Genomic DNA, 13,274 nt, shown 5'->3' on the forward strand with positions numbered 1-13,274 from the left:
TGTGAACGATAAATCCGAAGCCATACGTCATTCAAAATCCAAATCACAAGAGGAAATTTTTGCCGAGATGCATCGGCAATTGCGGGCTTTTGACAATACCATACCGGCCGCTCCGGAACGGATGGATCCGGTCATGAGGATATTACTCCAGTTATACGCGCAGCAACTGGAAAGAATTGACGGTCGGCTGGATATGGTCTGGGACGTGGCCGTCAATACTCTGATCCGGTCAATGTGTCCGGAAAGTATGCGCTGGCCGGTTCCGGCGTTTACGGTTATGAAGTGCAAAACTAAAGACCCCTTAGTTCAGGTTGATATCCATACCAAATTTTTTTATAAAGAAAAGCGTGAAGGGGGGCAGACGTTTTTCTTCTCACCGCTTAAAACCGAAAAATTGCTGGATGTCCGCATTGATAAAGTATTTGTTCGTGTCGATGACAATCTGGTCGATTTATCTCCTGTAAGCGAGGAAGAAATGTCGTCAACGTCCCGGATAAGAACGTCATTTCCGGCAGGAGCAAAATATCAGATATATATTGGACTCGATTATTCGGGATCCCCGGTTGATTTGACAGGAAGCACGATTTTTTTGAGCGGCATCCCCAATGTTCTCAAACAGCTTCGCTGGGCCTGGTGGTATCCCGGGTCGAATTTTGGTTCGTTTCAGGAAGACTGCGGTTTTTGCCCCGGTTTAACCAGTTCGCTGGAATCGATTTTCGCCGAGAATGGCAGTTATTCGGATTGGGGAGGATTGCGGAATAGCTCGGAGTTGTTCAAATCTCTGGAAGACAGTTTTATTGTCCTTCCTGAAAATTTTGCATCGACCTGGGAGCTGGGGCCCGCCGATCCGGAACTGGTTGATTTGGCCGAAAAAGATGGATTGCGTGATCTTGATGATCTGGAACATTTATACTGGATACGCCTCGATTTACAGTCGGGTGGCGATAAAGCACGATTACAATCATCATTTGAAATAAATTTCGATAGTTTTATCGCGGTCAATAAAAACGATTTGACGCTCTTCAAACATACCGGCGGGAATCGTTTGGTGGAGGTGGAATTGCCCGAGGATTTATCCAGTATTCTCGAGATTACCAGTGTTGTTGATAGTCATGGGCGAACTTATACTCCGCGTCATTTGATTACGCAGTCATCTGATAGATTTTATTCACCGGAAGAGCGCAATAACCGGCTTGTTTTATGGTTTGATTTTCCGTCGGAACTTGAACTTCCTCCGGAATCGATAACGGTCAACTATTCTGTCACTGCCGGGATTGAGGCTAATGGCATTGAGGCGGGGATGATCGAGGAATTATATGAGAACCATCCGGGGATTGATTCAGCCATTAATATAATTCCGGTCAATGGAGCGATTCCGGCCAAGACCGAAAAACAAATAATGACGGAGGTGGCGGCCAGGTTGCGTAATCGGGATCGGTCGCTGAGTTTTTCGGGGATTTCAAGATGGGCGAAGACTTTTGATCCGCGAATTGTGGGCGCCGAGTGTGAGAACGGTATCGAGCGATTGAATTCCGGCGTTCGAAGATGCATTATCGCAAAAGTTACGGTAAAAAAGGATAAGTTTTATTCCGAGGATGAAATTGAGCTTCTCAAGACGAGGCTGGCGGCTTTCCTGAAATCCCGTTCGCCTGTAAATACGCACTATCGGGTGGAGATTATTCCGGGATGATATATTTCGGCAAAGATAAAATGCCCGATTTTTGTCATCGGCATCATCCGTTTCATTATACGACCGCTCTCAATTTGCTTACTCGCATGGGAATTGACATTGATCGGATAAATCTTCTGGCGGTTGGCGAATATGAGAATTATAAAGGCGAGGTTCTCAATCAGAGTCCGTCTCCGGAATCTGATTTGCGCAAGGATGCGTCGATAACATTAGAGATTGGATTTCTCAGCGCAGTTGACTTTATGCCTTATCAGTTTTTTTATGGCCTGGAAGGCCGGTTTGCTCGCGGCAATTGGGAGCAGGGCTCCCGGCATTTTATGGCGCCTTTTGACGGAGCCGTAATTCGCTTTGAATCCAAAACAAGATACCATGCTTTGAAATATAATTTCGGAATTGTCGAACGGGAATATCTGGAAAAGTATTTGGCTCTTTTCGATTTTGATGTTAAAAAAGAAACGGGAAGCGACAGCGGTCACTCTCTTTGGGCGGCGTTATTGCCTATTTTTAATGAATGGGCTGGGAATGCCGTCAGTGTTGAGAAAATTCTCCAGGCTGTTTTGGGTTACAAATTTAAAATAATTGAAAATCTCCCGCGCGAATATGAAATTCCGAATGACCTGCGGTATTATCTCGGATCGATGACCGGCAGGCTGGGGCGGGAATTGATTTTGGGCAAATCTTTTACCGAATGCGATTCCTGTTATGGCGTACGCGTTGGCGGAATCAAGCGGGATGAGATTAAAGATTTCTTGCCGGGCAAATCAAAACGGAAGAAATTGGAGACTTTACTTGGCCTATGTATGCCAAGCAATCTGGAATATAAACTGATTTTTCAAGTTTCGGACAATCAGACAATCATTGGAGAGAAAGATAATAATGCCATTTTAGGGTATTCGGTTCAGATTTGACTCAAAGTTAAACATACCGGCTAAAATATCAATCTGTCAACTTTCTTGACTTAATCAGCCGGCGACGCTAACTTGAAAATGGAATTAAGGCGGAACAATGAGCGATATGAAATTGCAATCAGTTAATTGGCAGGATGGGATGCTTATCAATAAAAAGCATCTTTCCGACCAGGAAAAATATTTTGAAGAATTGATTCGCTGGCACGCATTGCGCGTTTCTGATAATTTCGGTTTAATCCGGAAATCGGCTTCGGGTCAGGGAGCATTATCTCTAAATTTAACATTGGCTGGAAATCGATTGCGGGTCGAAGTCAATCAATGCCAGGCGGTGACATCGGAAGGATATTATATCAATGTTGATGAAAACAGAATTATTAAAGGCGAAGCCGATGTTAATGCGACCGTTATACCCGTCTATCTGGCGGTCAATCCTGAAGCCAAGAAACCGGGAGGCGATCCCGAACCGTCGGAAGATATCCCTCGTTTACCATATCTGACAAATGATTATTCCCTTCATGTCGGAACGCCTCCGGATTTGCCGCAGGGGTGTTTTATCCAGATTGCCCGGTTGAATATTAACGGCAGCGAAGTTGTGGTTGCGCCCGACTATTATCCCCCGTGTCTGAATATTTTTGCCGATAGTCGGCTTTCGGAGAAGGCCAGCGAGTTGAAAAATCGGGTGGAGAATTTATTATCGCTATCGACGCGGGCGCATGGGGCCATTACCGTCAGCGGAACTCTGAAAGGGGAGAGCTCCGGTCTTCAGATCGCATTCAAAGAAACCCTGGGGCGGGTAATTCTGCATCTGGCGGCAAACAATGATGGTTTTGTCACCGGCTCCAATGCCGGACATCCTCTCGATATGATCGTTTATTTCAAGAAATTATTCCGGGTCGTTTCAACTCTTTTGAACCTCTATCCGGCTTTGAAAGATTACCTGAACGAGAAGTTTTTTACTCGCGAGTTGCGGAGCGATATTGGCAGTTTCTTAGCTTCGATTGATTCTTTTATCTTAATGGAATATAATCATCAGGATATCGGTGGTATGATACAGGCCATAGATGGGATTTTGAATCCGCTGCGAGACCTGTTTGCCTTTTTGGCTCAGACCAGGAAAGAAGAGCTGGGCGAACAGGCTATGGCTACAGAGACTTTGACCTATTCCGGGAAGACCTATCGAAACCTGGCTTATTCGGCGAGTCGTCTCGAACAAGTGGGCGAATTGAGTTACCTGATAATCAATATTACTTCCGCTTCTCCGGTTTCCGATACCGTGATTCTTATGTCGAAATCATTGTTTTCCGATAGTGAATGGCGCAATATGCAGGTTCGGCTGGGGATTAATGAGGCCCGGGGATTGGGTGAAACCGATCCGGTCGATATCGATACCCTGGCATTCGGAAATAAAGTCGCTCTCCATCCTCGAGATTTATTGGAGTCGTCATCGGTCCATCAGATGACGATGATATTCCGGGGAGCCCCGGATTCTTCGAAGTTTGATGGATTGGGTCAGATGGATTTAATTATATATAGTCTTTAAAGTGACAGACAGGTGCATGAAATTTGGATATTAGATCTTACATTGACGAGCTTTTTGCCTACATCGATACTTTTGAGAATCAATACGCCGAGTTTAAGACGGAGGCATTTATACAAACCTATAACGGTATTTACGCCATATTTCAGGCTTTGCGAAAGCAGCGCGATAAGGCGATTAACGTTGATCAGTATTTCCTGAGCAAAATACAGAAATCGCCATTGACCTCGTCAGACCTTCGTCAGACCACATTGCAGGTTTTGATTACTTTCTTCGAATCGGAAGCGGACATTGACGGACAGTCTAATAAATCTTATTTGTATTGCCGCGATCTGCGAGCAAGCAAGCGGGATATCGCGTTTTTTGAGGGACAGCTTCTTAATTTACTTTTCAGAGAAGGCAGTCTGAATAATAATTTTCGTTTGAATTTGTTTCTTATGAAAGAGCTGGCGCGGTATTTGAATAAGTTTGGACGGGATGTGGACGCGGGATTGACTCCCGAGTCGTTTGATGCGATGTCAGATCCGGTCAAGTTTTTGGAACTGGCTCGGAGGAGAATTTCCCTGGGCAAGGAATTATTAACAGATCGCAACAGTCTCGAATTTCACCTGCATCGCATTGATGCTTTTTTGAAACTCTCCAAAAAATCCAAACTGAACAATGATTATCTTCAGGAATGGAATTACCTGAAGACGACCAGCTTCTGGTCGAAAGTGGCCGAGTTCTTTTCCGAGGTTTGGGGAAAGATCAAAGGCGCTTTCGCAAGTTTCGCTTATTTCAGATTGGTGATGAGTCAGCGCTCGGCGGCGTACGGTTTTTACGCGGTTATGATAATCCTGTTTATTTTGCTGGCGTTTTATGTGCCCAATAAATGGATTAGTTATTCCGAGGAGACATTGGAGAGATTTAACCAAAAAGCCAGTGAAATTCAGGGCGGGTAGTTGACGATGAAATTGGGCAAGATTTTCAAATTTTTCAAAAAGGGCGCCAAAGCAGCCGGCGGGGCTAAAGGCAAAAAAGGCGAGACTCCATCTCACTGGCCGTCGGGAACTCGAATCGGTATTTATGGCCATTCCAATTCGGGTAAGACGGTATATTTTACAGTCCTCAATGAAGAGTGTAAAATCTCCAAACGATTGCAGATATCGGTAACCGATAATATTACCGCCGGTGAGTTTTTATCGAATTATCGTTCACTCTGGGGATTGGGGACGGCGGCCGATGCCGGGACTGTCGTTGATTTTCAAAGCGAGAAGAAATTCCCCGACCCGACTCCATCGGATAAATTGCTTCAATTCAACGCTATCCTCGATCGCAGCAAAAAAATCTCGATTGTGGCCTATGATTATGGCGGCAGGGCAATCGCGATAACGGGTCAGAATGATCTGGCTGACAAAGTCATAGATTATATGACGGGATGCGATGGGATTCTGTTTTTCTATGATCCCAAGATTATGGGAGCCGAACTCGAAAGCCAGGCTCACGTGGCGTCGTTTATTAATATTCTTGAAAAACTGGCGCCGTTGAAATCAAGATTGCCAATTCCTATCGGGATAGTTATTACAAAGTCCGATATTCTGCCGGGGTTTTCCGGAGAGGACCAGGTTTCACTGATAAAAGCAGAAGATGAGTATCTGGCGTCTGAGGATTTTGAATCATTTCTCGAAAAGATACTGGCCGATCCCAGAATAAATTCCAATGCTTCCTGGGCCGGTTCGGTCAGGAATATTCTGATTAGATTGAAAGATTTCTTTCGGGTTGTTCTGGAGAGAACTCTCGACTTTCAGATATTTTTTATTTCGGCGACGGGACAGACACCGGAGAAAATCGGAGCCGATATTGGGCGGTCGATTTATGCTCCTCCGGAGAGGATACGTCCGATAGGTGTTAAAGAGCCGTTTTACTGGCTTTTGAATTCAATCGTAAGAAGCAAGCGGATTTCCAAAGTAAGGTCATTGGCCAAGCTGGTCGCGACGATAAGCATAATTTGGTGTGTCGTATTTTCAATTCCTTTTCTATATCATCATAATTTTTTACTGCCCCGGACGGAACGGGTTGAGGAAAACATTATTTCGGCCTATGATGGCAAGATATTCAATACGACCGACAGGGAGAGAAGGCGGATAATTCAGGCTTATGACAAATATGAGCGATCGTGGGCGGTAAAATGGTTTTTTGACAAGTATCAGGCGCCGTCGCAGAGGATTCGGGAAGCGTATAGGAGGTTTAATCAGCAGGAAGCGATTCAACTTCTCAATGGCCATATTTCCAGGATGGCGGCCGTTGTAGCCGATACGAATTTATGGCCCAGGTTAAATCCATCCGATCAGTCTTTGATACTCGCCCCTGAGCATAACAGTCTGTTGGAATCTCTGCAAAGCTATCATCAGGGAGACGAGTCTTCGATCCTTTACAAGCGCAGTGGACGGGCATTGGTATATTGGGATTTGTTCGCTCAGGGAGTAACCAACCCTAACGATACGGCCGTGTGGCAAACGATTCAACAGCAGGTTCAGACGGATCGCGGGCTTTACGGGCAAGAATTATCCAAAGAAGAAATGGCCCTTGGCGATGTTTTATCCGAACGAAAGATAAAGAAAGTCCAAAAAGTCGCCGCCAAGAAAGCGGCAGTAGAATTGGGCGATTTGATTGATAAGGTCAACGGGAATGATTCCCCGTCCTACCGGCTTGATCGGGCGGTCGCTGAACTCAGGACGATTAAAAGTCAACTTGACAGCGAGGCCGACAAGGCCAATCTGAAAATGATAAATAATTATATTTCCGACGCCAAAAAATGGTGGAATCCGAGAACCTATACTTATAAAGTCGAGAGTATTCCGGGAGACGGGCATCTGCATGTTGAGGTGACATCCAGGGGCAAAGACCCAGCCTGGGCGGAGCAAACCCAGGTTTTGTCCGGATTCGAATATAAGCTGACATGGAAAAAAGGCGACGTGATTCATATCGCGCTCGATACTCTGGGGGCCGCGGAGATGTGGGGACGTGATGCGAGCGATAAGAAGATTTTGAAAAGTGATTTTTCTATATTTGACATGGACGGCGAAATTTCGTTTGATAATATAGGCAAGAAAATTATTATTACTTTCAATCCGGGACTCAAAGGAAGGATGCCGGAGTTGAAGTAGAACCTGTCAAGGTTGAGGAGTTGGTATAATGAAATTCAACACAATATATAGAAATTCGTTTTGCGTGGGGCTGGTTGTGTTTTTCTGGTTTGCATTTACGGCCTTGTCATTTGGAGCCACGCTGCAGCTTCCGCAGGGAACCGACGTGAAGTTGAAATTCGCTCCGGGAATTAAGATTTCTTCGGGAAACATGAGTGCCGATGTACCGATTATTTGTTACCTCGCCGAGCCGATTCAAATCGGGGGAAAGACGGTTGTGGAAGAAGGGGCGCAGGCGATGGCCAAAGTTGCCGAAGTGAAACCGGCCGGTAAAGGCGGGAAAGGCGGCTATATCAAGGTTGAGTTTATTGAATTTGAGACAAAAGGCGAATACAATACGGTTGACGGTTCGAAAATTAAGTTGACCGGGTATATTGACAATACCGGGAAGAATAAGAAAACCTTGTCATATCTATTCATCTTCGGGCTATTCATCAAGGGTAGTCAGGGTGAGATAAATACCGCTTCTATTTATACCGTAAAAACAGCGGGAAATACGATTCTGGAAAGTAAATAGATTTTAATCTATTCTGAATTTCGATAAGGCGGTCCGAATGGCCGCCTTTTTTTATTGGACAATTTCGATTTCAGCTTTGACTACATAGGCGTCATATCCGCCCGAGCCAAAAGATTCCGTGGCGCCAACTATTATAATTTTGTTTTCGGGAAGATTCAATATATCGAAGGCTTCGTCATTACCGCGGCCGCCAAAGGTCGTAAAAAGTACTTGGTTGCCGGCCTCATCTATTTTGAGAAGGCAGGCGTCGCTGTTGCCTGCACCTTCCGAACCGGTCGCGCCGCCGATGAGATACCCGCCGTCTCCGGCGGTTATGATTGAACTGCCGTAATCATATCCGGCTCCGCCATAAGTCTTTTGCCAAACGAAGTCGCCTGCCTCGTTTATCTTGATAAGATAAATGTCGCAGCTTCCGACGCCGTAAGAAAAGGTGTAACCGCATAATAAATATCCACCATCCGGAGCGGCAATTATTGATTTTATCCAATCACGCATATCGCCGCCATAAGTGTTTTCCCAGATGATATCTCCCTGTTCGCTTATTTTTGCGGCATAAATATCGAAATCGCCGGTTTGTTGTGATCCGGTAACTCCCGTTATTATATAGCCATTGTCTGAAGCCGGAATGGCCGACATACCTTCATCATAATCATTGAGATGAATTGTTTTTTCCCAAATCGATGTTCCGTTTTGACTAGTTTTAATAATATAAATATCGCTTCCATGAACGGAATAACGATTGGCTTGTCCCGTCAGTAAATATCCTACGGTATTGGTCGGGATGATGGAATTACTACGGTCATTTTTAGTATAGCCAAAACTATTTTGCCAGACAACCAGACCGTGAGCATTGACTTTTAACAGATAGGCATCGACGCCGCCATTGCCAAATGAACTTGTCCAACCGGTTATGACTACTCCATCGGATTCGATAATCAAATCATAGCCGCCGTCGTTACCTGAACCTCCAATGGTTTTTTCCAGAAGAGGTCGACCGGTTGAGTCGATATTAATTAAATAGATATCCCAATTCTGAGAAGAAGGCAGAATACCGCCCGCACTGGCAAGCGTTTGCCCGACGATTGTGAAGGAACCGTCTTGATTTTGACCGATGCTATTGCCCCAATTTTCTCCTGATTTGCCGAAGGTCGTTTGCCAGATTATGTTAGTGAGGGTATCATCGCCGGTCGGGATATCTCGGAATAGTTCAATCAGGGCGCCGTCAACGGCGATGTCGGCAATTGCAATCGAGTCACCGATAAGCTCAGTTGCCTGATATAATTGAAGGGACATAACCGCGACATCAGAGGTTAAGGCCGTCGCCGAATGAGTTCGAAAATAAAATGTTACCAAAGTGCCATATCCTGATGTATCTGTGAGTGAAACAGGGGTAGTACCCTGCAGGATGTTTATCGCAACAGATGTGGCGGAATATTCAGATAAAAGTCGCGTATCGGTATTGGCGTTGGCCTTAAGGATTACCGAATCCGGAATAACCAATCCATCCGTCCCGGCAAAATCAAGACTGAACGATATGGTTGACAGGTTCTTCAGTTTATATGCCTGAACGTCGACGGTAAACGGTTCCCCCATTAAGATATTAGTATAACGCGGCGTAATGTTAAGCATCGGTATGGCAGGATACATTTGAATATCGAGATTAATGGCACTGTTTTCGGTGACATCTGAGACGGTTTCGCCACGATAGATAACGCGGCCGTCAAGGGTTAATCCTTCGAGTAAAAAATGTCTTTGAGGCCCGGCGGGGACTTCGACCTGGCATTCCAGGACGCCTTCAAGAGGGGTTATTATAACTTCAATAGGTTCAAAATCGTTACCGCTGACCGTTAACCTGTAAAAATCGGGATTGAAAGCGGCGGCATGATTAGGCTTATATCCAAATGAGATTTTTAGATAAAGAGTATTATCGTGATTTATAATTTTATCCGAACAGCCCAGATTTAAAAATAATAATAGAACAACAATCCCCCAACCAATCGCCGCGTTCTTTACACCCCGTGATTTCACCTGAAACCTCCCGCCGGGAATTACCGGATTGGCTGATTTGGGCGCCCGATGGACATTCAGCGCCTACTGAGGAAATATAAGGAATATTTCAGATTCGTCAACATATACCGAGTTGACAGGGATGGGGCCTTGATCGGAATTGCCATACATGCTCTGAATTACAGCGGTGATTTTTACTGTGGCTGTATCAAACTGCCAATCGGCATAAGTACGAAATATAGAGCGAGCCAACTGGGCGTCGCCATTAACGTTATCAGTTAATGACCAGACTACCTGGCTGGTATCATACCTGATCCAGGCTCCGATCGCCGTGCCCTCGTGCCAGACATCGCAGCTATCACAAAGAGTTATGCCTCTGGTTGTATACATGATTTCCATCGGACCGGTTTGCGTTACCATAAGGTCAATGGAAATACTACCAAGATCGGGGATGTTAAACAGATTTATATCTATTATAACGCTATCGCCCATAACAACTTCACTGTAATGAGGCGTAAAGTTGAGCATGGACCCGAAAGGGCGGAGTTCGATAGGTAGTTCAATAGCGCTATCGGGTAGTATATCAGTTACGGCTGAGCCGTAATACAAAGGCTGATTGGTAGCATCATAGACCTGAATTGTAAAAGTCCTATCGGAACCGGCTGGGACAATGATCTCACCTATCATAAAACCGTCGATATATTCCAAAGTATCGACCAGAGTCGAATCTATATCGCGGGCATTGACCGCCAAAAGACCATGTGTCACGAGAGCCGATAGTTTTGAGGATGGAATTTTTGTATTGATACTAACGGCTGTGTATTCGGCATTATTCGTGTTAGTAATTCTTTCAGAACAACCGCCTATCCAATATACAATGAGGCCTAAACAAGCCAGAAGTATCAGTTTTTTATAAGACGTAAATTTCCGCATAGTTTTTCTCTTTTAAAAGGCGGCGATAAGACCACCGGTTATTTGAAATCCACTCAGTTTAATTTTGGCGCCATCGGCATCGCCGGTGAAGTAAGTCACTCCAGTATTAAAATCAACGCCTTCGCCAATATTTCGTGCGTACTCTCCACCAAATCCAAAAATCGCGGAACTTCCTTGCTTATTGTCATCTTCAAATTCATTGTTTCCGATTACTCTCAATTGTACGAGTGGTGTGAAAGACCATAATTTATCGGGGTGATAAACCAGAGCGGTATTTATGAAAAATTCATTTCCATAAAGGCGCAATTGCTCAAACACTTCTTCATTATTGTCATAATTTGTTATTCGACCCCTCAGGAGTAAAGCAACATTTCCCAAATAGCTGTATTTTGGCTTATGCGTTTCAAATCCCGTTGAAATTTCAAATTGGCTTGAAGGTTTTCTTAGTTTCTGCCCATCGGCTTTATCGGCGGAGAAAAGAGAAAATGTCATTGACGCCGAAAAAACGGTATTCCCTTTTTTAGTGTCGCCGTTGGCTGACAGGCTAATCATATCGCCGGGATCATAGTCGCCAAGACTATCAAAAGGATTATATTCTCCGAGATATTGATAAGAAATCGTTCCTCCAAGTCGTGACACACCGTTGGAGGCCGCTCCACCGAAAAGGAGATTTACTCCCATCCCTTCGCCCAGGCGCCGCACCGGAAATGATAGATAATTTAGGGATAGGAGATTCATCACGATCAATTCTTCGCCAAGGTTTAATTTTTTCTTTCCAGTGGGAAGATTTAATCCGAGACTGAATAGAAACCTATCGTCAGAAAGGGAATGATTTACCATCAAACGAAGGTCGCCAAGACCGGAAAGGCTGTTTTCGGTTCCGTCATTCAATTCAACTCCACCGGATATACTAGCGGCATGATAACGCAGTTCCCAGTTGTCCCGAAGGGGTAAAAAACCGTTTACAGGAATCATAAATTGGTTAACGGTAAGACTATTGCCATTTTCGTAATCAACACTCCAATTGGTATAGGTCATTCGCGCCTTGACTGAGGCCGATTGACCGTATACAATTTGGGCGGATGCAGTCTGAATGTTGCCAATTAGAATGGCGCATATTATAACTGCTAAGATTATTTTACCAGTTTGCATCGAGAATCCCCCGAATAATAACGGTTCCATATCTGACAATTATTTCAGTTGTGCGGTCATCAATTCTCAACGGTGAATCTGTCGTTGAGCCGAAACGTCCGTCGTCGCGCATGAAGCCGTTTTTAGTCAAATTCAAATTTTGCAGATTATCCGCGCCGGATACAGTTTGTTCCTGATCGGACGCGGCGACAATATCGGCTTCAAATTGATCAAACGAAGCCGATGTGGACGCATCGGTTGAAATGGCCCGGTTGACCGCGTCTCCTTCATCTCGGGCCTGGTTAAATCCGGGATCATTTTTGAGAGCATTGCGAAATTCTCGTTGAGCTTCCTGATTTAATCCCTGGCTCCGGTAATCCAATCCCCGGCAATAAGCCATAAAGGCCAGATACGATTCGGTCGGAATCTCCTCTATCGCGTCGCGTTCTTCGGCGGTTAACGTAATACCGATATTGTCTATGACTTTGAATACAAAATCTTTCTGGACTTCGAATATTTTTTGGATATCCCCTTCGGTCGGATTGGTTACTTGCGATGAACTGTCGCCGGTATTGACGACGACTCCGTCCATGCGGATAACTTCATCCCCCAATCCGACTAATGATCCGGTTACGATGCGATTGCTGCCGACAAGTCGGCCAACTCGAGGTGCCATGGCGGGATCGACATAACCCGATTCGGCCATTTTTATCTCGTTCATGATGGCATCAATTTTCAGGCGGTCGACTACTTTCAGACTACCTATTTTGGCCAGGTCAACGGCGGTTAATTCCGCCAGGCCTTTACTGATTGGCGCCAATTCTGCAGAAAGATAAGTATTGTCGAAATCCACAACCGCGATGGTGTTGTTCGGTATCGTATCGGCTTTGATTCCGGCTTCGTTGTTTATTGCGGCGGATACTTCGCGTTGGATATTTTTTGCGATCAAGCCATCAAAACGAATTCGTATTTTTTTCTCGATGGATGAGCCTGGATCCAATCCCATGGCGGCTCGGTAAGATTGGATCGCTTTTGGAAAATCCTCCCGGCTTTCATGAATCAAACCCAGATAGAGATTTGTCCTCGCCATCGGTTTTATGCTATTGGCCTGGGACAATGCTTCTTCGGATTTGATCAGATCGTTCTTTTTATAGAAAACAACGCCCAACTCTCGCCAGGCCTCGGCGCTTTGGGGATTTATTTTTATTTCCTGATATAAAAGTTCAACGGCCTGATCATACCGACCCTCATCGGCCAGATGCCGTCCCTGCATGTACAGGCTTTGCGAACAACCCGTAACGGCCAGGATGAGAAGCGCCAGTAATATTTTTCGTACCATAATTACCTCATGCTTTTAATGGCAACA

The 13,274-nt window shown here is 45.1% G+C and carries 10 protein-coding genes; 6 read left to right on the top strand and 4 right to left on the bottom strand.

All coding sequences use genetic code 11. The features are described 5' to 3' along the window. Nucleotide 1 precedes the first annotated feature (1 nt). The 6 genes from V3V99_11375 to V3V99_11400 all read left to right on the top strand — a co-directional run bounded on the left by V3V99_11375 (nucleotide 2) and on the right by V3V99_11400 (nucleotide 7,837). Entirely contained in the window at nucleotides 2-1,690 is a 1,689-nt protein-coding gene (locus V3V99_11375) for a hypothetical protein (protein ID MEE9443252.1), read from the top strand. Further along, entirely contained in the window at nucleotides 1,687-2,598 is a 912-nt protein-coding gene (locus V3V99_11380) for a type VI secretion system baseplate subunit TssG (GenBank protein MEE9443253.1), read from the top strand. Before V3V99_11375 ends, V3V99_11380 begins: the two co-directional genes overlap by 4 nt. A 97-nt stretch (nucleotides 2,599-2,695) precedes the next feature. After that, entirely contained in the window at nucleotides 2,696-4,138 is a 1,443-nt protein-coding gene (locus V3V99_11385; GenBank protein MEE9443254.1) for a hypothetical protein, read from the top strand. Nucleotides 4,139-4,161: 23 nt separating this feature from the next. Next, entirely contained in the window at nucleotides 4,162-5,076 is a 915-nt protein-coding gene (locus V3V99_11390; GenBank protein MEE9443255.1) for a hypothetical protein, read from the top strand. A gap of 6 nt (nucleotides 5,077-5,082) precedes the next feature. Next, complete coding sequence (locus V3V99_11395; GenBank protein MEE9443256.1) at nucleotides 5,083-7,281, top strand: GTPase domain-containing protein; 2,199 nt, start codon at nucleotides 5,083-5,085, stop codon at nucleotides 7,279-7,281. Nucleotides 7,282-7,309: 28 nt separating this feature from the next. Continuing rightward, complete coding sequence (locus V3V99_11400) at nucleotides 7,310-7,837, top strand: hypothetical protein (protein ID MEE9443257.1); 528 nt, start codon at nucleotides 7,310-7,312, stop codon at nucleotides 7,835-7,837. Between the two features lie 51 nt (nucleotides 7,838-7,888). Here V3V99_11400 and V3V99_11405 read toward each other — a convergent pair whose 3' ends face one another. From V3V99_11405 to V3V99_11420, 4 genes are all read right to left on the bottom strand, one after another. Further along, on the bottom strand, nucleotides 7,889-9,865 hold the full coding sequence (locus tag V3V99_11405; protein ID MEE9443258.1) for a hypothetical protein: 1,977 nt from the start codon (nucleotides 9,863-9,865) through the stop codon (nucleotides 7,889-7,891). Between the two features lie 63 nt (nucleotides 9,866-9,928). After that, nucleotides 9,929-10,777 (bottom strand): hypothetical protein, encoded by an 849-nt coding sequence (locus V3V99_11410; GenBank protein ID MEE9443259.1) that lies wholly within the window; start codon nucleotides 10,775-10,777, stop codon nucleotides 9,929-9,931. A 12-nt stretch (nucleotides 10,778-10,789) separates the two neighbouring features. Further along, entirely contained in the window at nucleotides 10,790-11,929 is a 1,140-nt protein-coding gene (locus V3V99_11415; GenBank protein ID MEE9443260.1) for a hypothetical protein, read from the bottom strand. Then, nucleotides 11,916-13,247: a tetratricopeptide repeat protein gene (locus tag V3V99_11420; GenBank protein MEE9443261.1), complete on the bottom strand. Its 1,332-nt coding sequence runs from the start codon at nucleotides 13,245-13,247 to the stop codon at nucleotides 11,916-11,918. The genes V3V99_11415 and V3V99_11420 overlap by 14 nt, the downstream gene beginning before the upstream one ends. Nucleotides 13,248-13,274: the final 27 nt, after the last annotated feature.

The sequence above is a fragment of the Candidatus Zixiibacteriota bacterium genome (assembly GCA_036480375.1).
In the GTDB taxonomy this organism is placed as follows: domain Bacteria; phylum Zixibacteria; class MSB-5A5; order GN15; family JAAZOE01; genus JAZGGI01.